At 47.6% G+C, this 24756-nt stretch carries 21 protein-coding genes and 1 tRNA gene; 12 read left to right on the forward strand and 10 right to left on the reverse strand.

Features of this window, described 5'->3' with window-relative positions; genetic code table 11:
• Positions 1–9 precede the first annotated feature (9 nt).
• The 5 genes from ACHZA1_RS05595 to hpt form a co-directional block, all read right to left on the reverse strand.
• Positions 10–1284 carry a glycoside hydrolase family 57 protein gene (locus tag ACHZA1_RS05595; RefSeq protein WP_320054249.1) on the reverse strand — a complete coding sequence of 425 codons (1275 nt, stop codon included), beginning with the start codon at positions 1282–1284 and terminating at the stop codon, positions 10–12.
• Between the two features lie 854 nt (positions 1285–2138).
• Positions 2139–2729 carry a phosphatase PAP2 family protein gene (locus tag ACHZA1_RS05600; protein ID WP_320054250.1) on the reverse strand — a complete coding sequence of 197 codons (591 nt, stop codon included), beginning with the start codon at positions 2727–2729 and terminating at the stop codon, positions 2139–2141.
• A 4-nt stretch (positions 2730–2733) separates the two neighbouring features.
• On the reverse strand, positions 2734–3723 hold the full coding sequence (gene obgE, locus ACHZA1_RS05605) for a GTPase ObgE (RefSeq protein ID WP_320054251.1): 990 nt from the start codon (positions 3721–3723) through the stop codon (positions 2734–2736).
• 62 nt (positions 3724–3785) lie between these two features.
• Positions 3786–4364: an adenylate kinase gene (locus tag ACHZA1_RS05610; RefSeq protein ID WP_320054252.1), complete on the reverse strand. Its 579-nt coding sequence runs from the start codon at positions 4362–4364 to the stop codon at positions 3786–3788.
• A gap of 25 nt (positions 4365–4389) precedes the next feature.
• A complete protein-coding gene (gene hpt / locus ACHZA1_RS05615; RefSeq protein WP_320054253.1) occupies positions 4390–4929 on the reverse strand; it encodes a hypoxanthine phosphoribosyltransferase in 540 nt (179 codons plus the stop codon).
• A 77-nt stretch (positions 4930–5006) separates the two neighbouring features.
• On the opposite strand from hpt, the gene purE reads away from it, so the two are divergent.
• The 3 genes from purE to ACHZA1_RS05630 are packed head-to-tail and all read left to right on the forward strand — an operon-like array spanning position 5007 to position 8396.
• Positions 5007–5519, forward strand: a complete 513-nt coding sequence (purE, locus tag ACHZA1_RS05620; RefSeq protein ID WP_320054254.1) for a 5-(carboxyamino)imidazole ribonucleotide mutase — start codon at positions 5007–5009, stop codon at positions 5517–5519.
• A gap of 6 nt (positions 5520–5525) precedes the next feature.
• Positions 5526–6392, forward strand: a complete 867-nt coding sequence (locus ACHZA1_RS05625) for a hypothetical protein (RefSeq protein ID WP_320054255.1) — start codon at positions 5526–5528, stop codon at positions 6390–6392.
• 15 nt (positions 6393–6407) lie between these two features.
• Positions 6408–8396: a helix-hairpin-helix domain-containing protein gene (locus ACHZA1_RS05630; RefSeq protein WP_320054256.1), complete on the forward strand. Its 1989-nt coding sequence runs from the start codon at positions 6408–6410 to the stop codon at positions 8394–8396.
• Positions 8397–8400: 4 nt separating this feature from the next.
• Here ACHZA1_RS05630 and recJ read toward each other — a convergent pair whose 3' ends face one another.
• The 3 genes from recJ to lipA are packed head-to-tail and all read right to left on the reverse strand — an operon-like array spanning position 8401 to position 11720.
• Positions 8401–10131, reverse strand: a complete 1731-nt coding sequence (recJ, locus tag ACHZA1_RS05635) for a single-stranded-DNA-specific exonuclease RecJ (protein ID WP_320054257.1) — start codon at positions 10129–10131, stop codon at positions 8401–8403.
• Complete coding sequence (lipB, locus tag ACHZA1_RS05640; protein WP_320054258.1) at positions 10132–10833, reverse strand: lipoyl(octanoyl) transferase LipB; 702 nt, start codon at positions 10831–10833, stop codon at positions 10132–10134. It abuts the gene before it with no gap.
• 2 nt (positions 10834–10835) lie between these two features.
• Complete coding sequence (lipA, locus tag ACHZA1_RS05645; protein WP_320054259.1) at positions 10836–11720, reverse strand: lipoyl synthase; 885 nt, start codon at positions 11718–11720, stop codon at positions 10836–10838.
• A 302-nt stretch (positions 11721–12022) separates the two neighbouring features.
• Between lipA and ACHZA1_RS05650 the strand changes: the two genes are divergently transcribed.
• Positions 12023–13801 carry a histidine kinase gene (locus ACHZA1_RS05650; RefSeq protein WP_320054260.1) on the forward strand — a complete coding sequence of 593 codons (1779 nt, stop codon included), beginning with the start codon at positions 12023–12025 and terminating at the stop codon, positions 13799–13801.
• A 2-nt stretch (positions 13802–13803) separates the two neighbouring features.
• Complete coding sequence (locus tag ACHZA1_RS05655) at positions 13804–14562, forward strand: response regulator transcription factor (RefSeq protein ID WP_320054261.1); 759 nt, start codon at positions 13804–13806, stop codon at positions 14560–14562.
• Between the two features lie 196 nt (positions 14563–14758).
• On the opposite strand, the gene ACHZA1_RS05660 is transcribed toward ACHZA1_RS05655, so the two are convergent.
• Entirely contained in the window at positions 14759–15163 is a 405-nt protein-coding gene (locus tag ACHZA1_RS05660; RefSeq protein ID WP_320054262.1) for a hypothetical protein, read from the reverse strand.
• Positions 15164–15516: 353 nt separating this feature from the next.
• Between ACHZA1_RS05660 and lysS the strand changes: the two genes are divergently transcribed.
• The 4 genes from lysS (at position 15517) to ACHZA1_RS05680 (ending at position 20980) form a co-directional block, all read left to right on the forward strand.
• Complete coding sequence (gene lysS / locus ACHZA1_RS05665) at positions 15517–17238, forward strand: lysine--tRNA ligase (RefSeq protein WP_320054894.1); 1722 nt, start codon at positions 15517–15519, stop codon at positions 17236–17238.
• 341 nt (positions 17239–17579) lie between these two features.
• Positions 17580–18575, forward strand: a complete 996-nt coding sequence (locus ACHZA1_RS05670) for an NAD(P)H-dependent glycerol-3-phosphate dehydrogenase (protein WP_394701075.1) — start codon at positions 17580–17582, stop codon at positions 18573–18575.
• 51 nt (positions 18576–18626) lie between these two features.
• On the forward strand, positions 18627–19967 hold the full coding sequence (locus ACHZA1_RS05675; protein WP_320054264.1) for a glucose-6-phosphate isomerase: 1341 nt from the start codon (positions 18627–18629) through the stop codon (positions 19965–19967).
• 287 nt (positions 19968–20254) lie between these two features.
• The gene (locus tag ACHZA1_RS05680; RefSeq protein WP_320054265.1) at positions 20255–20980 is read left to right on the forward strand and encodes a class I SAM-dependent methyltransferase; all 726 of its coding nucleotides are present in this window, start codon (positions 20255–20257) and stop codon (positions 20978–20980) included.
• Between the two features lie 95 nt (positions 20981–21075).
• Here the strand turns inward: ACHZA1_RS05680 and ACHZA1_RS05685 are convergent, their stop codons facing one another.
• On the reverse strand, positions 21076–21915 hold the full coding sequence (locus ACHZA1_RS05685) for an MBL fold metallo-hydrolase (protein ID WP_320054266.1): 840 nt from the start codon (positions 21913–21915) through the stop codon (positions 21076–21078).
• A gap of 151 nt (positions 21916–22066) precedes the next feature.
• Between ACHZA1_RS05685 and murC the strand changes: the two genes are divergently transcribed.
• From murC to rpsT, 3 genes are all read left to right on the forward strand, one after another.
• Positions 22067–23425 (forward strand): Mur ligase family protein, encoded by a 1359-nt coding sequence (gene murC, locus ACHZA1_RS05690; protein ID WP_320054267.1) that lies wholly within the window; start codon positions 22067–22069, stop codon positions 23423–23425.
• A gap of 241 nt (positions 23426–23666) precedes the next feature.
• Positions 23667–23738 (forward strand) — tRNA-Glu (locus ACHZA1_RS05695).
• Between the two features lie 25 nt (positions 23739–23763).
• Positions 23764–24018 (forward strand): 30S ribosomal protein S20, encoded by a 255-nt coding sequence (gene rpsT / locus ACHZA1_RS05700; RefSeq protein ID WP_320054268.1) that lies wholly within the window; start codon positions 23764–23766, stop codon positions 24016–24018.
• Positions 24019–24756: the final 738 nt, after the last annotated feature.

The raw sequence follows: 24756 nt of genomic DNA on the forward strand, positions 1-24756 counted from the left end.
TGCTAGGTTTTATCCAAGATAGAATGTTGGGGAGCTTGCCTGAGCGGCAGGGCTCGTTGCTTCAGGCGCCACCGCCTTTCGGCTTTGCCGCTGCTCTTCGAGGGCTCTATCGACCCGCATTTCGAAATCGCTGAGCACATTCATGTAGGTAATGTACGCTTCGAAGGGCGAGTTGTAGTGGTTAAAGTAGCTGTGCACCTCGCCATCGGAGTGCTGCTTGACGCACATGTAGTAGAAGTGATCGCTGGATTGCAGCCTGCCCCACTGGCTCCGTATGGCCTCGTCGGATAGTTGGTTTACCTTTTCGGATAGGGAGTAGAGCTTCTCGAAGGCATCGTCCTGCATGCCGTTGCCCAACCAGGCCGACAGGTCGCGTTCGGCATCGGCCCACGAAAGAACGGAGGGTACGCTTAGCTCGCCGGCTGGGATTCCCCGCTCGGCCACCTCCGACGGGGTGGCAAACCTCAGGCTTTTGGTTTTTAGGATGGCCCCTGGCAGCTGCTCCAGGAAACTGAATATGCCGGTGGAGGCCCACTGGTGCTCGCCAAAGGTTTCGTAGTCCATAAACAGGTTAACCACCTGATCGGCTTTCGCGGCCTCCTTAAGCCACTTCACGTACTTTTCGACGGTTAGCGGCCATCCGTCCCATCCCCTATCGGAAAATCGGAAGGCAATATCGTCGCTTAGCTTGTAGCTGCGCAGCAGAATTTTCAGCGAACGATCGGTGGGATTCAGGTAAAGGGCGTGGGGGCTTCGCCCGCCCAGCACCTGCTCGTACCCTTCGGTGAGAATTGCCCGAAACCCCATCTTGGCTACTCGGGCGCCTATGAGGTCGGAATACACGAGCTCGGTGTTGCGAAAGACAGTGGGCGAAACGCCGAAAAGCGCCTCGATTCGCTGGCGGTGCTGCCCTACCTGATCTTCGAAATCGGTAGTGCCCACAACTGAGGAGAGCGTATGGTAGTAGGTTTCCGCCAGCAGCTCGACGCACCCGGTACGCACAAGCTCCCGAAAGGAGTCGAGCACGCTTGGGGCGTACTGCTCGAGCTGCTCCAGGGCGGTTCCCGATATCGAAAAGGCAACCCGAAACGCGCCCTTATGCCGCTTAATCTCTTTCAGGAGCACCCGGTTGGCGGGCAGGTAGCACTTCTCGGCTACCTTATTCAGTATGCTTCGGTTGGCAGAATCGTCAAAGTAGCCTACACCCTTCCCGATATCAAAAAAACGGAAACGCTTTAGGCGGAATGGCTGGTGGACCTGAAAGTAGCAACAAACATCCTTCATCGCAAAACAATTAGACCTTCGATTGTAATTTGCATCCCCTACGTGCCAACAAGCCGCTCCAGTAAGCGGCAACAAATTATGAAAACCCCACCGAACAGGGGTAGCTGGCAGCGTTAAATACCAGAAACCGCCAGCAGCCATTCGTTAAATAGTCTGTCCCTTATGCCTTTGCCGCTAATGTAAGCTGGCGGTGGTCGGATGGGGTTCGAAAATGGGTCGCCGCGTCGTTGAACGTATACGGAGGGGTTATCCAACGTATCTGAGGTGGTTCGGAACGTATCCGATGGGGTTGTGCAACGTATTCGGAGAGGTTATGCAACGTATATGGAGGGGTTCGGAACGTATCCGGAGGGGTTATGCAACGTATATGGATGGGTTCGGAACGTATCCCGAGGGGTTGTACAACGTATCCGACGGGGTTCGGAACCGCATCGCCGCGTCGTTGAACGTATACGGAGGGGTTATCCAACGTATCTGGGGTGGTTCGGAACGTATCCGATGGGGTTGTGCAACGTATCCGGAAGGGTTATGCAACGTATATGGAGGGGTTCGGAACGTATCCCGAGGGGTTGTACAACGTATCCGACGGGGTTCGGAACCGCATCGCCGCGTCGTTGAACGTATACGGAGGGGTTATCCAACGTATCTGGGGTGGTTCGGAACGTATCCGATGGGGTTGTGCAACGTATATGGAGGGGTTCGGAACCGCATCGATGCGTCGTTGGACGTATCCGACGGGGTTATCCAACGTATCTGAGGTGGTTCGGAACGTGTCCGACGGGGTTGTGCAACGTATCCGACGGGGTTCAGGACCGCGTCGGAGGAGTTCGAAAACCGTGTCGAAGCGCCGCAGGCTACCGCGCAACGCCTCCCCAGCCGAACTTCTGCGCCAGGCGCTGGTAGCCGTAGTAGCACAGCCACCCGATTAGGGCGCCGAGCGCGCCACCGGCGAAGATATCGGTAGGAAAGTGAACGCCGAGGTAAATCCGGCTAAGCGACACCACCGCCGCCCACGATAGGGCAATGGCGGTAACAGCCCTGCGCCGGGCGTAAAGGGCAATAAAAACCGCCACCCCAAAGGTGTTGGCCGCATGCGACGACACGAAACCGTACGAGCCGCCATGGTAGGCATCGCCGTTAGCCTTGATGTAGTAGTGAAGGTTTTCCATGATTCCTGGCGTATGGCTTGGGCGGAGGCGGCAAACCACATCCTTAAAGCACTCCACCGAAATCCTATCAGCGAGCAGGACAACCAGCGCGATGGCCAGCAGCGGGCGCCACAGGTTCTTTCCCTCACCCTTATACAGCAGGTAGATAATGTAGGCGTACATCGGCAGCGAAACCAGCGGCTTCGAGAGCTGCCACATCACCCCGTCCAAGAAAGGGCAGTTTAGCCCGTTTATGAAGTAAAGAATTTGCGTATCGATCTCTAAAAGCCAGCCCATAGCGCTACTCGTTGTTAAGTTGTTTCCAGATCATATCCTTCAGCTCCATCAGGTGGTACCCCACCACCGAACTGATAAAGACATGTGGGATGTTGGGCAGATCGCCTTCGATCTCCGCCATCAGCTCTTCGTCGAGCATATCCGACTTGGTGATGGCCAGGATGCGCTTCTTGTCGAGCAGCTCGGGGTTGTACATCTTCAGCTCGTTTACCAGCACGTTGTACTCCTCGTGGATGTTCTTACTGTCGGCAGGCACCATGTAAAGGAGCATGGAGTTCCGCTCGATGTGGCGCAGGAAGCGAAGCCCAAGGCCGCGCCCCTCGTGGGCCCCCTCGATGATCCCCGGAATATCGGCCATCACAAACGACTTGCCGTCGCGGTACTCCACAATTCCGATGTTGGGTTCCAAGGTGGTAAAGGCGTAGTCGGCAATCTTAGGCCGCGCCGCTGATATTGCCGAAAGCAGCGTCGACTTTCCGGCATTGGGGAATCCAACGAGCCCCACATCGGCCAGAATCTTAAGTTCAAGGATAAACCAGCCTTCGATTCCCGGCATACCGGGTTGCGAGTAGCGGGGCGCCTGGTTAGTTGCCGTTCTAAAATGCCAGTTCCCTAAGCCGCCTATCCCGCCTGGGGCAAGCACCTTCTCCTCGCCATCTTCGGTTACCTCAAGGAGCACCTCGCCGGTTTCGGCATCCCTGGCAATAGTGCCAAGCGGCACCTCAAGAATCACATCGGTGCCGGCCTTACCGCTACGGCGCTGCCCGTGGCCGCAATCGCCATTATCGGCAATGATGTGCTTGCGGTACTTTAGGTGGATAAGCGTCCAGTGCTGATGGCTACCACGAAGGATGATGCTCCCCCCAATGCCGCCATCGCCGCCATCGGGACCACCAAACTCAACAAACTTCTCGCGACGAAAGTGCGAAGAACCAGCGCCACCATTACCAGAGCGCAGAAAGACCTTAACGTAATCTACAAAGTTAGATTGCATGTGCTATTTTTTCGGAAACTGAACGGCAAAGGTACGAATAATAAATTTAGCAGCTAACCCCGTCATTTCGAGGCGGCCACACCTACCTGCTCCTTAATCCTGTTAAGGATCTCGTCGAGGGTTCCGATGCCGTCCACCGCGTGGTACTTCCCGGCAAGTTTGTAGAGGTCCATTACGGCCTCGGTTCGCTCGTGGTAGATTCCAATACGCTTTTTTATGATATCGATGTTTCGGTCGTCCAGCCGATGGCTCTCCTCGCCGCGCTTCAGCAGGCGCTGCACCAGCTCGCTCTCGGCAACATCAAGCGACACCATCATGGTTACCGACGAGCCTACCGATGCAAGAATGACATCCAGCACATCCACCTGAGCAATGGTACGCGGAAATCCGTCGAAAACGAAGCCGTTACCATGCCTATTCTCCCGAACCGCGTTCTCAAGCAGCGTAATCACCACCTCGTCGGGGGCAAAATTCCCGCCCTCGATGCTTTTTGCGCGCATCCCCAGCTCCGTCCCCTTGGCGATCTCCTCGCGGAGCATATCACCGGTAGACAGGTGGATCAACCCAAACTCTTTTGCAAGCAGGTCTGCCTGCGTACCCTTACCGGCACCAGGAGCTCCAAATAGGACAACATTTAGCATGATTAAAAAGCGAGCTTAAGTTTGACTATTCTACTACCGTGTAAATGCTCTTGTAGTTCCTACCCAACTCTTGGTAGTCCAGCCCATACCCTACGATAAAATCGTTGGGGATCTCCATCGCCACATAGTCTATTTTCAGATCCTTCTTATAGGCATCGGGCTTAAAGAGGAACGTTGCAATTTTCACCTCTCTAGGCTCCTGAGCGCCTACCACCTCCAGCAATTTCTCTAGGGTAGTTCCTGTATCGATAATATCTTCAACAATAATCACGACCCTATCTTTAAGGCTCTTCGTTAGCCCAATCAGCTCGTTCACCTTACCGGTAGATGACGTTCCATTGTACGAAGCCAGCTTGGTAAACGATATTTCGCATTGAAAGTTGATGTTCTTAATCAGGTCAGCCGCAAACATAAACGAGCCATTTAAGACGCTTAGAAAGATGGGGCAATCGGCATCGGTATACTCACTATTAATCTGGTTTGCAACATTCCTAACAGCCTCTTGAATTCGATCCGATGGGATTGACACCTCAAAAACTTTATCGTGAAGTTTAATACGTTCCATAAGGAGAGTAGAAATTTTAAGTATCTTGCGAAAGTAAGAATAATTGTTTAATTTCAATTTAAAAGATTGAGCGCGCTATGCAACCAAAAGTAAGCATCATCATGGGGAGCACTTCCGACCTTAAGATTATGGAAGAAGCAGCAAAGTTCCTAAACGAAATGCAAATCCCGTTCGAAATAAATGCATTATCAGCACATCGCGTACCCGAGATGGTACTAGACTTCGCCAAGAATGCCCACACCCGAGGCGTAAAGGTTGTTATTGCAGGTGCCGGTGGCGCAGCTCATCTTCCAGGGGTTATTGCAGCCCTCACGCCGCTTCCAGTAGTTGGGGTTCCCATCAAATCCTCCAACTCCATAGACGGCTGGGACTCTATACTCTCAATCCTTCAAATGCCCTCAGGCATTCCCGTTGCAACCGTAGCTCTTGACGGGGCTAAGAACGCAGCCATACTTGCCGCTCAGATTATTGGCACAGGAGATGCCTCCATTTTTGAAAAAATTAAAGTTTTCAAGGCAGATTTAGCAAACAAAATAAGTTCTGCCAACAACGAGCTTGCCAAAGTAAAATACGACTACAAAACGAATTAACAGCAAATGCATACAAGGGGTGGCATATCGAAAATTAGCATGCTGATTATTTCGGTAGCCATCCCTTTCTTCTTTCCATTACCAGTAAAAGGTCAAATCCTCACCGAAGTTAGCCCCTACGGAAGTCGCTCGACCGCACTTGGCTCCGCTTATGTAACGCTAACCGACTTTTGGTCGTCGCTTAACAATCCCGCCAACATAGCCCGCCAAACAAACCAATACACCGCTGGGGTATACTACGAGAACTCATACCTTATTAAAGAGCTAAACCTTTCGAGCGTTGGCTTGTCGTACGCCTCAAAGCATCTAAACGCAGGGTTCTTCCTGTCGCGCTATGGTATAACCTCCTACAACCAAGGAAACGCTGCACTTATCGTTGGCAAGAACATATGGAAAAGCATCAGTGTCGGTGGAAAGATATGCTACAACTTCATTCAGGTTGCTGATGGATATGGTTCTGTTGCAGCATTTACTGGCGAATTCGGCATCAACGCACAAATATCCAACCGCATTACGCTTGGAGCCCACGTAAAAAATCCTACGCACGAGAAGATTGGGAAAGAGGTAAAGGAAACGCTCCCCTCGGCGCTTGTTCTTGGCATATCGTACCTATCACCATTTGGCATTACTCTTTTTTCGGATATTGATAAACCGCTTGAACAAAAACTCGCATTTCATTCAGGTTTCGAATGGAGTATATATAAAGGGCTTTGCGCTCGGGCAGGATTTCGGTCTTCTCCAAACCTGCTAAGCTTTGGATTTGGCTACACAACCAACTTTCTTACATTCGACATCTCGGTGTCCAAGCATCAAACATTAGGCTACTCACCACAAGCCTCCACAACAATATGGTTCAACAGAAAAACTAAATAAACGAATAACACATAAATGAGAAGAATCCTCTACCTAATTTGCTTCTCAACCTCTATCACCACCACTCAAGCACAAGTTACCAGCCACGACCCTGTAAAGCAGATTGTGGAATACGTGCTAAATATAAATACAGACTCCCCTTCTGATGTCGAAGAGCTATCGAACCATTTCGAGGCTCTTCGTTCCACCCCAATCTGCATCAACCAACCCACAGCCCAACATCTCGAAAAGTTACTGGTGCTATCCGATTTTCAAATAGAGAGCATCACAGAATACGTTGCAGCAAATGGAGAGATCAAATCGCTTAATGAGCTGCAGTACGTCCCCGGATTCGATACAGAACTATCGGAATTAATCGTCCCATTCATCACCTTAACCATTCCCGAAAAGAAGCACATAACCCTAGCCGATCTACAGAAAATTCGCTCGAACTATATGGTTCGAAGCAGCTACACAATCCAAAATTCAAGAGGGTTTAATGATACATCAAGCACCCACTTTTTAGGAAAAAAATCTCAATATGCACTAGCCAGCAACATTTCTCTTGGGAAAAGCATCTTCATCAACATCCACTCCGAGAAAGATGCAGGAGAACGTGCCACTATCAACAGAGCATATTTCGATAGCTTTGGAGGAAGCGTTATGGCTGTCGAGCCAATAAAGCATGTAAGCCGATTAATCGTTGGCGATTATCGCATCAATCTAGGTCAGGGGCTTCTTTCCTGGTCGGGCTTTTCTACCAGTAAAAGTAGCGACCCTACCCTGCTAAGGCGAAAGTCGAGCATCAACACGTTCAAATCATTTGATGAGATTAACTTCTACAGAGGTGCAGCTATAGAAGTCAACTACAAGCCTATCTCAATAGTAGTAGCAGCATCAAAGAGATGGCTCGACGGGCACCCATCAACTACCGATTCTTTGGGAATTGTAATACCCACAAGCGGCTTACACCGCAATTCGAAAGAGCTGCTAAGTAGATCTGCAGTACAGCAACAAATGCTTGCATCAAGAGTTTCTTATACGTACAAGCAAAGCGTCATCAGCCTAAATCTCTTTTCTAAAGAAACTAACGTAAGCACACTTTCTAGCAGTGAACAGGGGGCGAGTATCGATTTTTACGGGAAGTGGGGAAAATACTCAACTTTTGGCGAGGTTGCTGTTGATCAAAACAAGAACATTGCAACATTTATAGGGACCACCATCAAGTTAAGCTACCAAACACTTTTAACAGCATCGTATCGGAAATACCCAAAATCATTTTCCATAAAATCCAACAACTCCTTTGGAGAAAGTTCTAATGCCACAAATGAAGAGGGGGTATATCTCGGAATCAAAATTTCACCAAGATATAAGTATTCCGTATTAGCCTATGTTGACATGTTCCAATCGCCTGCTCCAAAATACCGGGTAAGCAAGCCATCGGATGGAACAGAAGCAGGCATAAGCCTTTCGGGTATTATTGGATCGTCTATCGAGAGTCGAATCAGGTTTAGGTACAAGACAAAGGAGATGGATATACCTCAACCAAGCGGCAATTATGCGCTTACCGAACGCGTAAAAAGTTACAAGGGTGATGCTAATCTGCGGTACGTGCCCGATAAGAAGATTGAATTTAGACTTAGCGGAGCCATTAGCTACTACGCTACAGAATCACAAAGTTCAAAGCTGGGATATTTAACCTATGCCGACTTCCAATTCAACTTTGACAGATTGCCTATTAGGCTCTATACTCGATTTGCAACCTTCGACGCTCCCACTTGGGATGTTGCCCTTTACTGCTACGAAAATGATCTACCAGGAATGTACGCATCGTCCTCTTTCCACCAAAAAGGGAGCAGAACCTATTTGATGTTACGTGCAAAACTAGGGAAGCAGCTTAGCCTGTGGTTGAAAATAGCAGAGACATTTTACTCATCAACAAAAGCAAGCATAGGAGATGGAGTAGATAAAATTAACGGGAATAGGAAAACAGATGTAAGATTGCAAGCCACCTTAGATTTGTAACGTTCTAAAGCGGCTCACTCTGCAACTTAACATCCTTCAATCTGAGTTGAATGGTAGAAACTCCCCTAAAATGGTTTTCCACGATTGCATAGCAAACCTTTAACGCCATTCCATTCTTAATATTATCGTAGTGATTGGCAAGTCCAAAACCTATAGCTCCTATTGGCTTATAAGGATTATTCTCCTGAATTAAGTCTAGCTTAAGGTGTTCTTCTCCTGTACCAACTTTTCTACCATCGCCATTATCGTACACTTCTTCGGTAAGAAAAACAGGCGACATATTTCCAGGTCCAAAAGGTTGAAACTGCTTAAGTATTCTGTAGAACTTAGGAGATATCTCCTCTAAGTTTAACTTCGAGTCTATTTCAATTTGAGGCACGAGCATTTCTGGCTTTATAATAGCGCTAACCACCTCCTCAAACCGCTTAGAAAATTTCTCTACATTCTCCACCTTAAGCGTTAGCCCTGCTGCATACATGTGTCCCCCAAAATTTTCAAGTAAATCAGAACATGTCTCAACTGCTTGGTAAAGGTCAAAACCAGGAACGCTTCGAGCCGAACCTGTAGCAAAGCCATTGCTTGACAGCGTAAGCACCACAGTAGGTCTATAGTAAGTCTCTATTAAGCGAGACGCTACAATCCCTACAACCCCCTTATGCCAAGTAGGATTAAAGAGCACCGTACTTTTACGTTTGGCAAATTCAGGATTGCTTTCTATGAAATTAAAGGCATCAAGCGTAATCGTTCTATCGACATTCTTACGGTCGTTATTGCATTCGTTGATGATGTCCGCAATCTCCTTTGCTACCTCCTCGTTGGGTGCAGTAAGCAAATCCACCGCGGTTTTACCAGATTCCATGCGACCAGCCGCGTTGATTCGAGGTCCTATCTTAAATACGATATCGTCAATTGCAATACTGTGATGATCAAGTCCCGAAAGCTTAATAATTGATTTAAGCCCATAGCGTGGTTTTTCGTTCAACCGCTTTAATCCAAAATAGGCAAGCACCCTATTTTCACCAATCACAGGGACAATGTCGGAAGCAATGCTCACTGCCACAAGATCGAGCAATACCTCTAATTCCGAAAATGGAATATTATACTTCAAGCAGTATGCCTGAAGTAGCTTAAAACCAACCCCGCAACCTGACAGATCACCAAATGGGTATGAGCAGTCGATTCGCTTTGGATCAAGTACAGCAACAGCATCAGGTATAACCTCGCTGGGGAAGTGGTGATCGCAGATAACAAAGTCAATTCCCAACGTTTTAGCATGAGCGACTTTTTCTACAGCCTTTATGCCACAGTCGAGAGTTATAAAAAGGGTATACCCATTTTGAGCAGCATACTCAATGCTCTTAAATGAAACACCATACCCTTCGCTATATCTATCGGGTATGTAATACGACACATTAGGGTACCTTTCACGAAGAAACGAGTACATTAAAGCAACTGCAGTTGTACCATCTACATCGTAATCGCCATAAACAAGTATTCGCTCATTGTTGAACATTGCTGAATGAAGTCGCTCTACCGCCTTATCCATATCAGCAAGCAAAAACGGGTCGTGCAAGTCACTTAACGATGGACGAAAAAACGCTTTTGCATCGTCGAAATTGGTTACCCCTCGCTGAACAAGTAGATTGGCTAAAACAGAGTCAATACCCAAGGATGCAGCCAAATTAACTACAATTTCAGGATTGCCTTGTTCCTTCAAAACCCAAGATTTTACCATCTACTTTACCTCCGCGCTATTATATAAATTTGCATTAAATACTGATTCGAATTTTTCAGCGGTTACTTTTTTCACCTCTTCAAAATCCAACGTTCTCCCCAACTCTACTTCCATTGAGGTCACCCCTTTATCTACAAATCCGCAAGGATTTATGTAGGTAAAGTAATCGAGGTTAGTATTGACGTTAAGGGCAAAACCATGCATCGTAATAAAACGACTAGCCTTAACGCCAATGGCGCATATCTTGCGTGCTTTACCGGGGATGCATGAATCTATCCAAACTCCAGTTGCACCGTCAAGCCTTTCTCCTACAATTCCATATTCGGCAATTGTAAGAATAATCATATCCTCAATTTTGTGGATATAATCCTTTAACGATACCTCGAACTTTTCGAGATCTATTATTGGATAACCAACAATTTGCCCAGGTCCATGATAGGTTATATCCCCTCCTCTATCAATTTTGTAGTAAGTTGCCCCTATCTTTTGAAGAAAATCATCGGATATAAGAAGATTAGCATCTACGCCACTCTTCCCAAGAGTGTAAACATGCGAATGTTCACATAGGATAAAGCAATCATGCCCCTCCTCCGTAGGATGCACTTTCCGGTTGAGGAGTTGGTTAAAGAGAACTCGCTGCTTATCCCAAGCCTCCTGGTAATCGATAAGACCAAAATCTACGTATGCAACTTCTCGTTTCATCGCTAAGGAAGAATTGATGAATTTGTCATACCGACATAGGCACGTTCTGCCATATATGACGAACGCACTAGAGGTCCGCTCTCCACATACTTAAACCCCTTCTGCAACGCAATTTCCTTCAGTTCGGCAAACTTATCGGGATGAATATAGGCTTGAACAGGAAGATGCTTGTGCGTTGGTTGAAGATACTGCCCTAGGGTTAGCAACCGACAGCCTGCAGCAAGCATATCGTCCATGGCTTCTAAAATCTCCTCCTCCGTCTCTCCAAGACCTAGCATTAACGAAGATTTTGCCACCGCTCCTCTTTCTGCAATGTGGCTAAGAGTTTTTAGGCTGACATCGTACTGCGCACGACTACGCACCGAAGGCGTTAGCCGCTTTACGGTTTCGAGGTTATGCCCAACTACATCGGGATTTGCAGCGAGAACGATATCGATAAGATCGCTACGACCATCGAAATCGGGGATTAGAACTTCAACTGCTGTATTGGGGTTAACGCGCTTTACCTCCGAAATCACGGAGGACCAATGAGAGGCTCCTCCATCGGGGAGGTCGTCCCTATCTACAGATGTTATTACGCAATACTTTACCCCCATCAAGCGCACCGACTGTGCAACACGCGATGGTTCCTCCCTATCAACAGGAAGAGGGCGCCCCGAATGGGTTGCGCAAAACTTGCAAGATCGGGTACATATTTCACCCAGCACCATAAATGTTGCCGTGCCTTTTCCCCAGCATTCACCAATATTTGGACATCGTCCACTGCTACAAATCGTATGCAGGTTGTGCGCCTTAACGGTTTCGCTAGTGCTTGCGTAGTTTTCGCCTTCGGTAAGTTTTATTTTAAGCCATTCAGGTTTCTTTAATCGTTGCTGGCGGTTTTCCAAGTTATTACTTTTTTAAAGTAGCAAAGTAAACAAAAAAATAGATACGTGCCCTTATCTTAAATATACCTTAAAATGGAATTTGTTAATTTCCCAAGGTAAAAAACTCTCAGGTTAACTAAATACTTTTAAATTTGTGACTACGATTTCTCTTCTCTATGCGCAAATATTATAAACCGACCTTCTACCTAGCCCGTACTTTCTGCATTTTCCTAATGCCTATAGCTCTTTTATCTCTAATTTTCGCGACAAACGGATATGGAATTGAAACCGACAACGATGGCTGCTTAGCCATTCCATCGCACTTGAAAACGCCTAAACAAAAATCGGACTATCTACAGCACCTACTCGACAGCTCCTTTCTACTCAAAAACACCTCATTATCCGCTCTTGCCTACTCTAAAATTGCGTCAACCAGATACGACGAAGCCTACTACCACCTTGCGGTATCGTACTACATCAAATCTATTGAGTATGCACGCCTGGTAAAAAACTACAGGCTTATTGCCATCAACTACAACAGCATCGGATCATCCTACAGGCAACTCGACGATTTAAAAAACGCTTACATCAACCATAAAAAAGCACTTGAGACTGCGACGGCAATTGGAGACTCCAGAATAAAAGGGTACGCCCTCAACGGGCTTGGCAACATACACCTTACGCTAAGCCAACCTGACAAGGCAATTGAGATATTCAATGAATCGCTACGAATTGCCCACTCAAGCGGAAACCTTCTTGGCGAGGCAATAAACCTAGAAAATATTGGAGCCGCATACGCGCTAAAGAAAGATCACAAGCAGGCAATCAGCCACTACTTCAAATCGCTCAACATCAACAGGCAGCTACGCAACAAGCGAGGTATCCGCATTTGCTATTCTGACATTTGCAACGTTTTCCTAAAGATCAACAAGACGGATAAGGCTATCTATTTTGCCAAGCTGGCGCTCTCGGAGAGCGGAGAAACCATACCTATTGACTCTGCCAACTTCTACCTTGCTCTTGCTAGAATCAACCTCGCCCAAAAGGAATATGCGCTTTGCGAAAACAACGCCCTAAAGGCAGCGCAAATTGGGCAACGCATAAAGTCGAAAAGCACCGCCTACGAGGCCTACAGCTTTCTCTCGTCAGTTTACAAATCCACAAACAGGCACACGGCTTACCTCAACGCCTACGAGCAGACCCTGAAGTTCCAAGACTCGGTTAGCCGAGAGTATGCGCAAAAAGAGATTGCCGAGCTGCAGCAAATATCAGAGATCGAGAAGAGGGATACCCGGATAAAGCAGCTCATCACCGAAAACCGAATAAAGGAGCTAGAGCGATCGAAAAGCGAGCACTCCCTCATCATTGTGGTGCTTTGCTCGACGCTGGCGCTGCTGATCACCTTTATTTTCTCGCGAAAAATCACCAGTAAGGCGATTCAAGCATCCAACGATTTCGAGCTTAAGCTTCTGCGCTCGCAGATCAACCCCCACTTCATCTTCAACTCGCTCAACTCCATCCAGAAGTTCATATGGTCGAACAAGCCCGAGCAGGCATCGGTATACCTGTCGAACTTCTCCATGCTCATGCGCAAAACCATGGAGTCGATGAAAAAGAACCTCACGCCGCTCTCGAAGGACATCGAGCACCTGAAGCTCTACCTCGAGCTCGAGAAGCAACGGCTGTCGAACAGCTTCGAATACAGCATCAGCATCCAGCACAACCTCGACCCCGACAACATTGCCATCCCGCCGCTTGCCATCCAGCCGTTTGTCGAAAACGCGATCTGGCACGGCATTGCACCGATCTCGCACGAGTGCAAGGGCGAAATCACGATAACCTGCACCTTGGATAGCCCCTTCTTGGTTGCACGGATAGAGGACAACGGGGTTGGCATCAACCAGTCCAAGTCGAACAAGTCGCTGCTAGCCCCCCACGAGTCAGCAGGAATGACAATTACCGCCGAGCGCCTTAAGATGGCGCATAAGGTCAGCGGCAGCAGGAGCGTCAACCACATTACGATTACGGATATCGCCGAATGCGACCCCAGCAAGCATGGCACCATAGCCACAATTCTAATTCCCTACGAAGAAATCTACTAGTCATGATAAAAGCATTGATCCTTGACGATGAGGTAAACTGCATAGACACTTTATCCCTAATTCTGGAAAGAAAGTTTGGCACCGAGATCCGAGTTGTGGCGAAATGCACGTCGATACCGCAAGCCATGGAGTGCATGGAGCTGTACAACCCTCAAGTAGTATTTCTGGACGTTGAGATGCCCTCGGGAACCGGCTTCGACTTTCTGCTGAACATCGGGAAGCACAACTTCCATGTTGTGTTCATAACCGCCCACGAAAGCTACGCGCTGAAGGCGATCAAGTTTAACGCCATCGACTACATCCTAAAGCCCATAAACCTGAACGAGCTAGAGGCTGCCGTTAAGAAGATCATGCAGAAGCTTCGCACCGAAAGCATCATCAACGTCCCCGAGATTGGGAACCTGCTCGACAACCTCCGCAACATCAAATCCGACTCCAAAAAGGTTGCGATTACAGGGGCAAAGCAAACCATATTCGCGGAAATAAGGGAGATCATCCGCTGCGAATACGACGACACGAGCACCGCCGTCTACCTCACCGACAATCGGATATTCCACAGCTCAAAAACGCTAAAAGACCTCGACGAAATGCTGTCCGAGTACAATTGCATGCGAGTTAACGTTTCTGCGATAATCAACATCAGCCACGTCAAAGCGTACATCAACGGCACTGGCGGATACGCCGTTATGAGCGACGGATCGAAAGTTGAGATCTCGCGAAGGCGAAAAGCCGATTTTTTGGAGAGCACTTCAAAAATGTAGAATTTTCGACCACTTATCGGCAAAAACCGACCAGTTATCGGCAAAAACCGACCACTTACCAAAATAATTGTCGCAATCGTGAAAAAACATTGCAAGAATCGCTACTTTTGTAACATAAGAATTCCCTCTTAAGTTATTCTTCGTTCAAGAATTACTTACGAAGAAAGGGCAACAGATTAAATCCCATTATCTGTTGCTAGCAAATAAATCCAACAGCCAGCATGAAAGGGCCACCGTGAGGTTGCCCTTTCATCATTTTAGGGGGGTCTCCCGCCGGCAAAAGTGCTCCAAAGCGCGTAAATGTCAGAAAACGAGCTGTCACACCCGCTCCAACGATTGTCAAAGGCAGAAAATGAGCTGTCACAACCGTCCCAAAGCCTGTCGAAGGCAGAAAATGAGCTGTCACAACCGTTCCAATGACTGTCGAAGGCAGAAAATGAATCGTCACAACCGTCCCAAAGCCTGTCGAAGGCAGAAAATGAGCTGTCACAACCGTTCCAATGACTGTCGAAGGCAGAAAATGAATCGTCACAACCGTTCCAACGTCTGTCACACCCCAAAAAGGGTTCGTCACATGACAGAAATGCAGTGTCACATCCAATCCAAAGGCCGTTACATGACAGAAAGGCGGTGTCACAACCGATTCAAAGACCGTCACCTGTCAGAAATACAGCATCACAACCCAAAAATAGGCTGACGCACCCGATCCAAAGCCTATTACATGACAGAAAGGCAGCGTCGCACCCGATCCAAAGCGCGTCACCGCTGAAAAACGTGGCGCCTCACCCCGCTTGGCCCGCGCCTAATGGCACTACTCGCCCGATGCTTTTGGGGGCGACCGCGTCCAGATCGAAAATCCGAGGCGCGAAATCCGGCATGCCGCATCTTCGAAATACAAAAAGACTAATAATTACTATATTTGCGATTCAAACAAAAATTGTCAATCCCAAGATGATCAATTTAGACTTAAGCGAGCAGGAGATAATACGCCGCAACTCGTTGGAGGAGCTGCAAAAGCTGGGCATCAACCCATACCCCGCAGAACGGTTCGAAGTTAACGCCAACACCGAAGCAATCCGCACCCAGTTCGACCCCGAAAAGGGCAACTTCCAGGAGGTAAGCATCGCCGGTAGAATGATGACCCGCCGCATTATGGGCAGCGCGTCGTTCTTCGAGTTGCAGGACGAAAAGGGGAAGATCCAGGTGTACGTTCGCCGCGATGACATCTGCCCAGAGGGCGACCCAACGCTGTACAACACCTTCTTCAAGAAGCTGCTGGACATTGGCGACATCGTCGGCGTTAAGGGCTTTGTCTTCATCACCAAAACGGGAGAACTCTCCATCCACACAAGCGAGCTCAAGCTGCTCTCCAAGTCGCTCCGTCCACTCCCTATCGTAAAGGAGAAGGAGGGGCAGGTGTTTGACGCCTTCACCGATCCCGAGCAGCGCTACCGCCAGCGCTACGTGGACCTGATCGTGAACCCTCAGGTAAGGGAGGTGTTCATCCAGCGCGCCAAGATCATCAGCACCATGCGCGAGTTCTTCAACTCGAAGGGTTACCTAGAGGTGGAAACCCCCATCCTTCAGCCAATCCCTGGAGGTGCATCGGCAAGACCATTTATCACGCATCATAATGCGCTCGACATACCGCTCTACCTCCGCATCGCCAACGAGCTTTACCTGAAGAGGCTCATCGTGGGCGGCTTCGACGGCGTGTACGAGTTCGCCAAGGACTTCCGCAACGAGGGAATGGACCGCACCCACAACCCCGAGTTTACGGTAATGGAGATATACGTGGCCTACAAGGACTACTTCTGGATGATGGAGTTCACCGAGCAGATGCTCGAGAAGGTAGCCATGGCGCTGCACGGCACCACCCAGGTGCAGGTCGGCGACAAGACGATCGACTTTAAGGCGCCCTTCCGCCGCATCACCATGCTCGACGCCATCAAGGAGTACACCGGCATCGACATCTCGGCGATGAACGAGGATGAGCTAAGAGCCGTTTGCAAGAACCTGGACGTAGAGGTTGACGAGACCTTCGGCAAGGCCAAGCTGATCGACGAGATCTTCGGCGAGAAGTGCGAGGGCAACTTCATCCAGCCCACCTTCGTGACGGACTACCCCATCGAGATGTCGCCGCTGTGCAAGCGCCACCGCAGCAACCCCGCCCTCACCGAGCGATTCGAGCTGATGGTGAACGGCAAGGAGCTCTGCAACGCCTACTCGGAGCTGAACGACCCCATCGACCAGCTAGCGCGCTTCCATGATCAGATGAAGCTTTCGGAGAAGGGCGACGACGAGGCGATGTTCATCGACATGGACTTCGTGCGTGCGCTGGAATTTGGTATGCCAACCTGCTCGGGTATGGGCATCGGCATCGACCGCCTCGCCATGCTCATGACCAACCAGCCATCCATTCAGGACGTTCTTTTCTTCCCACAAATGCGCCCCGAAAAGAAGCTGGTTAAAGATGATGCCGCCGCCTACACCGCCATCGGAGTTCCAGAAGAGTGGGTTGCCGTAATCCAGAAGATGGGCTACCTAACGGTTGAGTCGATGAAAAAAATTCCTGCAGGCAAGCTCTTCAACGAGCTTTGCGGCATGAACAAGAAGCACAAGCTAGGGCTAACCAACCCAACAGCCGACGCTGTTAAGGGCTGGGTTGAAGCCTAAACGATACCTACCGCTGCAAAAAGGCACTAATGGGTGCCTTTTTGTTTTTTTAATGCTCGCACAAGTTGAACGAAAGGTTACGGGCTCAGCTCGACCACTTATCGATCGTTTTATCGTAAATTTACAGGCAAAAATGGTACACCATACCAAACAGCTATGCCGACACCTAGCAATTCTGGCAGCGGCACTTCTCGTTGGAGCCGGTTGCTCTGCCACCCACCCCAGCAGCACTGCCAGCAAGAAGAAAGCGTGCGACTGCCCCACGTTTAAGACCAAACGGTTTGGTGAACCACGAAAGCACTACTAAACACACACTGATGCAACGAAAAAGCAGCATATCCCTGTCTCCCACCTCGCGCTACGCCGTTCTCGGAAGCGGAAGCTGGGCTACCGCCATCGTAAAGATTCTCAGCTACAGCATAGATTCGCTCGGCTGGTACGTAAGATCAGAGGATGCCCTAAGGCACATCGAACAGTTTGGGCATAACCCAAAATACCTAAGCTCGATAAACATCGACACGAAGAAGGTATGGCTCACCAACGACATCAACCGAATTATTGAGGAGGCGGATGTGCTGATCGTGGTTATTCCATCGGCATTTCTGGTCGACTCTCTCAAGCAAATCACCGGCTCTATAAAGAATAAGTTCATCGTATCTGCAGTTAAAGGAATAGTTCCCGACTGCAACCTTACGATTGCCGAATACTTCAACCAGCATTACGGAATACCCTTCGACAATATCGGGGTAGTAACAGGCCCCTGCCACGCCGAAGAGGTAGCCCTCGAACGCCTATCCTACCTTACGCTGGCCTGCAAAAGTCGCGACAATGCGCAAATGCTCGCCGATAAGTTCGAATGCCAGTTCATCAAGACGACCACCACAACCGACATCTACGGAGTAGAGTACGCCGCCGTTTTGAAAAACATCTATGCAATTGCCTCGGGCATCTGCCACGGGCTAGGCTATGGCGACAACTTCCAAGCGGTGCTGGTGTCAAATGCTCAGCGAGAGATAAAGCGCTTCCTCGACGGCACCTATCCGAGCAAGCGCAAGGTCGACACATCAGCCTACCTTGGAGATTTACTGGTTACCTGCTACTCCAACTTTAGCCGAAACCGAACTTTCGGCAGCATGATTGGGAAAGGATACACCGTTAAAGCAACAATGGCCGAAATGAACATGGTTGCCGAAGGATACTATGCCAGCAGCTGCATCTACGCCATCAACGACAAGTATCACATAAATATGCCCATCGCCGATGCCGTTTACAGCATCCTCTACCAAGAAGCAAACCCAAGACCAACCATAAAAAGATTGGTAGACCAGCTTAAATAGAATTCAAAGTAAGAGCGATCATATTTTTCAACAAAACAAAAGATTATCACAATGGTAAAAGTCAATGTAGATCTCAGCAAAACCGCAGCATTTGCGGCTGCTCAGGAGATTGAAGGATTGAGCCAACTTGCAAAGGAGAGCAACAAGGCATTGCATGATGGCACCGGAAAAGGCAACGATTTCCTAGGATGGGTTAACCTCCCATACGAAATTTCAAGCGAGCACATCGCCGACATTAAGCAGGCAGCAGCAACCCTTTCAAAGGGTGTTGACGTAGTGGTTGTCATCGGCATTGGCGGCTCATACCTAGGTGCAAAAGCGGTTATCGATGCGCTTTCGAATAGCTTCACACAATATACAAAGGGAGCACACCCACATATCGTTTATGCCGGTCACAACATTGGCGAAGAATACCACGCCGAGCTACTTGACTACATAAAAACACAGTCAGCTGGCTGCATCGTGATTTCGAAATCGGGTACAACAACCGAACCTGCCATCGCATTCCGACTAATCAAGCAACATATTGAGGAAAAATACGGAAAAGAAGAGGCAAAACGCAGAATCGTAGCCATCACCGACGAATCGAAAGGTGCGCTTCGCCAGCTAGCCGATACCGAAGGGTACAAAACATTCGTAATTCCAGATAATGTAGGTGGACGCTACTCCGTGCTCACCCCAGTTGGCCTGCTACCAATTGCTGTTGCAGGATTCGACATTGCCAAGCTTGTTGATGGTGCAAAACAAATGGCAGAGCAATGCAAACCAGAAGTCGCGTTTGCACAAAACCCAGCAGAGCAGTATGCAGCCATCCGCAACGTACTTTATGGCAAAGGCAAAAAAGTAGAAATGCTTGTAAACTTCAACCCTAAGCTGCACTTTATGGCTGAGTGGTGGAAGCAACTCTACGGCGAAAGCGAGGGCAAGGAAAATAAAGGTATTTTCCCTGCTGCAGCAGATTTTTCTACCGACCTTCACTCAATGGGACAATACATCCAAGAAGGAGAAAGAATCCTATTTGAAACATTCCTAGGCATTGGAAGCGTAAACCGCGACCTTCGTGTTCCTGCCGATAAGGAAAACCTCGACAAGCTAAACTTCCTTGCTGATAAACATATCGACTATGTAAATAAGATGGCAGAACTTGGCACAATCCTAGCCCACATCGACGGTGGAGTTCCTGCTATCCGCCTCAACATCGAGAAAGTCGACGAGGTAAACCTTGGTGCCCTTATCTACTTCTTCGAAAAAGCCTGTGGAATCAGTGGATACATGCTTGGCGTCAACCCATTTAACCAACCAGGCGTTGAAGCCTACAAGGCAAACATGTTTGCGCTACTCGAAAAGCCCGGATTTGAAGAAGAAGGAAAGAAAATTAGAGCAAGACTATAACCTAAAATAAAAAAGGTGGCGCATGCCACCTTTTTTATTTAACATATAATATTCAGCAACTTTAAATATAGTGTAATACACCCCCTTTAAATCAAAGCCAATTAGGTATACCTTTGTATACGTTACATGCATGACGTTACAGTCATGCATCAATTTTTAATCGCACAATGATGATTATCATCATTATGAAAAAATAATTAATCCAGAATGGCATCTTGCCGAATTTTGCATTAATTTAACGAAGAAATTTTATAGCTACCAATGACCAAATATTAAAACCAAAAACGATGAGTGACTCATATAGCAGTATTGCGGACAATTACGACTACATATTCCCGCTAAATCCGCTACAAAAGATGTTTTTGACAAACAGATTTCCATCTGACAAAAACATCTCGGTATTAGATTTAGGTTGTGGAACAGGGAGTTTAGCCATAGCGTTGGCTGAAGAAGACTACAAAGTCGTAGGAATCGACAACGATCCCAAAATGATCGATGTCGCACAATCCAAATTTAAGGGGAAGAATCCTGTCTTTTTAGTTGAAGACATGACTAAACTCCAACGGAGTTTCAAAGCCGAGTCGTTTGATGCCATTTTCAGTTTTGGGAACTCCTTGGTACATCTTGGCGACCCAGACGCTATCGAGAACCTTTTCCAGACGGCCAAAACGCTTCTTAAACCAGGAGGTACGTTTTTCGGACAGATCATCAACTATCGTCGCATTTTCGACAAGATGGTAACTGGTCTTCCAACAATTGACAACGAGCACATCAGCTTCGAGCGAGGCTACCAGTTTACAGGGCCAGGGGAACCTCTCTATTTTAAGACAAGACTTCTCACTAAAAAAGATGGAAAGATTCTTGAGAACCAAGAAAAGCTTTACCCTCTTCTACCAGAAGAAGCCCTATTCTTTCTTGAGAATGCCGGCTTTTACGACATTGACCTCTATGGAGCATTTAACGGAGACGGACTTCTTTCCGACAGTTACTCGTTTATCTTTGTTGCCAGATAAAACTGAATTTCCACACAAAAAGTACAGCCCAAGCATTTTTCATAAAAGGAAAAACGCTTGGGCTCTTTTTATAAAAGCAACTACGTGCTTCATCATTAGAATTCATCTAGTGAAAATCGCCGATCGACTCTAATCCCCTTTTTTGTCCGATGCAGCGTACAGCACTCGGTGTAAAAATCGTGCTGAAAGAAATAGGTGTACCCTTTTAACAACGACTCCTCCAAAAAATCTTCCTTCTCGCGAAGCGTTACCATTGGCTCAACATCGTAGCTCATTATATACGGAAGTGGAATATGGGCAGTAGAAGGAAATAAGTCGGCAACAAAGACAAGACTACCTTTCGGATGGTGAATAATTGGGATAATCTGCCCCTTAGTATGACCATTAAAGATCCGAAGTTCAACCTCATCGGTTAAGAAACAGTGACCATCTATGAAGTTCACCAAGCCCAACTCATGCATAGGCAGAATATTTTCCTTAAGAAACGAATCAGCCTCACGAGCATTAGGATTAACGGCCCACTCCCACTGAGCACGCGAAATATGAAACTTCGCATTGGAGAAAGCGGTTTCGTAGCGTCCATCTATAGGATTCGTTCGTATTCCTCCACCGCAATGGTCGTAGTGAAGATGGGTTAAAACAACATCGGTAATTTCATCCGCATGATAACCAAGTTTTGCTAAACCATCAAGTAGCCCCTCTCCTCCAAAAAGGTGGAAGTGGCTGAAAAATTTATCATCCTGCTTATCGCCAAAGCCATCGTCAATAAGGATGACACGCCTACCAACTACAATAACCATGCTCCGCAATGCCCAAGAGCATAGGTTTGCATCGTCAGCAGGATAAGTTCGCTGCCAAAGCGTCTTTGGCACAACGCCAAACATGGCACCACCATCTATTTTAAAGTTGGTAATATTAAGAGGGAAAAGCTTCATCGTCGCTAAAATTAGGTTTATTTGAAGGTAAAAATAAGCCTATTCACCGAATTACAGCGATAAATATTAGCAGTTGCATCCGCCCAATTGCCGTTTCGCTTATCTTTGACAACCGAAAACTTGCAGCAGCAAGGTAACCTCCACAAAAGCTATGAGAGTACATTTTATTGCCATAGGCGGTAGCGCAATGCACAACCTCGCATTAGCCCTACATCAAAAGGGATACACCATTACGGGTTCCGATGACGAAATATTCGAACCTTCGCGTACCAGACTCGAACAAAAAGGAATACTTCCTTCTCAAATGGGATGGTTTCCCGAAAGAATCACCACTGATCTTGACGCAGTCATCCTTGGCATGCACGCGAGAGAAGACAATCCGGAACTAGTTAGAGCCAAAGAGTTGGGCGTAAAAATCTACTCCTACCCAGAATATCTTTACGAGCAAACCAAGAATAAATGCCGTATTGTAGTTGGAGGGAGCCACGGTAAAACATCGACCACCGCAATGGTAATGCACGTTCTTCGCCACGCCAACATAAAGTTTGACTACATGGTTGGTGCCCAACTCGACGGATTCGACACCATGGTTAGCCTTAGCGACGATGCCAAATACGCAGTTTTCGAGGGCGACGAATACCTTACATCTCCTATTGACAGACGACCAAAGTTCCACCTATACAAACCCAACATTGGACTCGTAACCGGGATTGCATGGGATCACATCAACGTTTTCCCCACCTTCGATTTCTACGTTAAGCAGTTCGAGATCTTCTCGGATTTAGTTGAAGATGGAGGTACATTTATCTACTTTGGCAACGATGCGCATCTCTCGAAGATTGCTGCCAACGCCAAATCAACCATCAAGACGGAGGCTTACGCCACGCATCCCTACGAAATCGTTGACGGCATCTGCCAACTTATCGCTGGAGATTTAAGGATACCTCTCAAAATTTTTGGGGAGCACAACCTACAGAATATTGCAGGTGCAAAAGCTATATGCAATGCGATAGGCGTTAGCGATAACACCTTCTACAATGCAATAGCAACCTTTGCTGGAGCGGCTAAACGCCTTCAACTTCTTGCCTCCAACAAGTCGTCAAACATTTACCTTGACTTTGCCCACTCACCATCTAAACTGATGGCAACAACCAAAGCAGTCAAGGAGCAATTCCCCAACCGCAAACTAGTTGCCTGCATGGAACTCCATACCTTTAGCAGCTTAAACAAGGACTTTCTCTCAGAGTATAACGGAACAATGAGCAAAGCGGATGTTGCCTACGTTTACTTCAACCCAGAAACCATTAAGCACAAACAACTGCCAGAGATCAACCCAGATGAGGTAAAGGCATCGTTTGGCGGTAATGTTGAAGTTTTCACCGAAAGCGAAAAACTTATTGGCGTACTCAGACAACAAGATTACACCAATGCGAACCTGCTAATTATGACATCAGGAAACTTCTCTGGTGTTGACCTAAAGGCGTTTGCTCTGGAAATCTCAAACAAATAAACTTGGAGATGGATTAGCCCCAACAGAGACACACTAGGACTAATCCATCTCCTAACACACCTCCATAAACATTTCATCTGAATTAGCCTGCAATTAAATACAGATAACATTATAACTGAAATGTCGACCTAAATATCCGCATGGCACCTCTTCTATTTTTTTTATCAGAATACTTGCAGATATAATTTTTTGACTTACCTTTGCACCCGCAATGCCCTACTAGGGATTGCAAAAACAGAACGGTCCATTCGTCTAGGGGTTAGGACGCAAGATTTTCATTCTTGTAACAGGGGTTCGATTCCCCTATGGACTACTAATTCAAAAGCAAGTTTTGTACAATGGCAAATCATAAGTCAGCTGAAAAAAGAAACCGTCAAAGCATCGCTAAGAGACTGCACAACAGATATTATGCTAAGACGACTCGTAATGCTCTAAAGGCATTGAGAAACACTACCGAAAAGGAAGCTGCTGTAAAACTCCTTCCAAAGGTTAGCGCTATGCTTGATAAGCTAGCAAAAATTAATGTGATTCATACGAATAAGGCTGCAAACCTTAAAAGCAGCATTCAACTTCACGTTAACAAGTTAGCATAACTTACCCTTTACAATATGAATTTTAGGCTGTACTATAAAGTACGGCCTAACTTGTTTTGGTGCAGCGCCAAGTAAAAATAGATCAAGCGGAAAGGCAGGGGATTTACCGCATTACACGTAGATTGGCTTACCATAACAGGAAGGAGTAAATATTTCGTGCCCCCCGATCTGCGCACGAAACACCTTGATTTTGGCGTTGAAGGATTTTGGGAGTCCTCTGCGTTACCGGGCATGCTGGTGCCTCGACACAGCGCCATTCGCTATAGGATACGAGCCCATCCGTTAGGACGTACCGTAGATGGGGAGAAACTCCCAGCCGATCGGTTTCGGCATTTAGCCCAGGCAGATCATATGGATGACGGACACTTCTGGTGTTTCACCGAAGATGTTCGGCGATTTATGAGGCCGAAGCGCCGTTTCATCGACCCCATTCGTAGCATTATCGGGGTAAACCTCCAAATTATCGAAAGGACTCGCCGAAACATCGGGTAGAACCTCCATTTCATCGGCATGATTCGACGTTCGAACGGACTGTTTGGTTTCCGAGTCGCGGGTTTTCGTTAAAACAGCGATTCGTTGGATCATTTCGACCATTCAGAGCGCCAACGAACCGAAAGCAACCGTCATTTAGCCGAAAGAATGGGTTGCAGCAGACATTCGTTGCGACATTTTGACGAAATGCCCCGACGTTCTGGATAAACGCCTCGTCTCTGAGCCGAAGCGTTTAGGTTCCGAACC

Origin of the sequence: uncultured Acetobacteroides sp. (assembly GCF_963667355.2) — a bacterium.
Lineage (GTDB): Bacteria > Bacteroidota > Bacteroidia > Bacteroidales > ZOR0009 > Acetobacteroides.

Bases quoted from the DNA above. Each gene is read 5' to 3' on its own strand.
- murC (WP_320054267.1), top strand. From the start codon at position 22,067: ATGAGAGTACATTTTATTGCCATAGGCGGTAGCGCAATGCACAACCTC.
- ACHZA1_RS05655 (WP_320054261.1), top strand. From the start codon at position 13,804: ATGATAAAAGCATTGATCCTTGACGATGAGGTAAACTGCATAGACACT.
- obgE (WP_320054251.1), bottom strand. From the start codon at position 3,723: ATGCAATCTAACTTTGTAGATTACGTTAAGGTCTTTCTGCGCTCTGGT.
- hpt (WP_320054253.1), bottom strand. From the start codon at position 4,929: ATGGAACGTATTAAACTTCACGATAAAGTTTTTGAGGTGTCAATCCCA.
- ACHZA1_RS05625 (WP_320054255.1), top strand. From the start codon at position 5,526: ATGCATACAAGGGGTGGCATATCGAAAATTAGCATGCTGATTATTTCG.
- ACHZA1_RS05595 (WP_320054249.1), bottom strand. From the start codon at position 1,284: ATGAAGGATGTTTGTTGCTACTTTCAGGTCCACCAGCCATTCCGCCTA.
- ACHZA1_RS05675 (WP_320054264.1), top strand. From the start codon at position 18,627: ATGGTAAAAGTCAATGTAGATCTCAGCAAAACCGCAGCATTTGCGGCT.
- recJ (WP_320054257.1), bottom strand. From the start codon at position 10,131: ATGGTAAAATCTTGGGTTTTGAAGGAACAAGGCAATCCTGAAATTGTA.
- ACHZA1_RS05600 (WP_320054250.1), bottom strand. From the start codon at position 2,729: ATGGGCTGGCTTTTAGAGATCGATACGCAAATTCTTTACTTCATAAAC.
- rpsT (WP_320054268.1), top strand. From the start codon at position 23,764: ATGGCAAATCATAAGTCAGCTGAAAAAAGAAACCGTCAAAGCATCGCT.
- ACHZA1_RS05680 (WP_320054265.1), top strand. From the start codon at position 20,255: ATGAGTGACTCATATAGCAGTATTGCGGACAATTACGACTACATATTC.
- purE (WP_320054254.1), top strand. From the start codon at position 5,007: ATGCAACCAAAAGTAAGCATCATCATGGGGAGCACTTCCGACCTTAAG.
- ACHZA1_RS05610 (WP_320054252.1), bottom strand. From the start codon at position 4,364: ATGCTAAATGTTGTCCTATTTGGAGCTCCTGGTGCCGGTAAGGGTACG.
- ACHZA1_RS05630 (WP_320054256.1), top strand. From the start codon at position 6,408: ATGAGAAGAATCCTCTACCTAATTTGCTTCTCAACCTCTATCACCACC.
- lipB (WP_320054258.1), bottom strand. From the start codon at position 10,833: ATGAAACGAGAAGTTGCATACGTAGATTTTGGTCTTATCGATTACCAG.
- ACHZA1_RS05685 (WP_320054266.1), bottom strand. From the start codon at position 21,915: ATGAAGCTTTTCCCTCTTAATATTACCAACTTTAAAATAGATGGTGGT.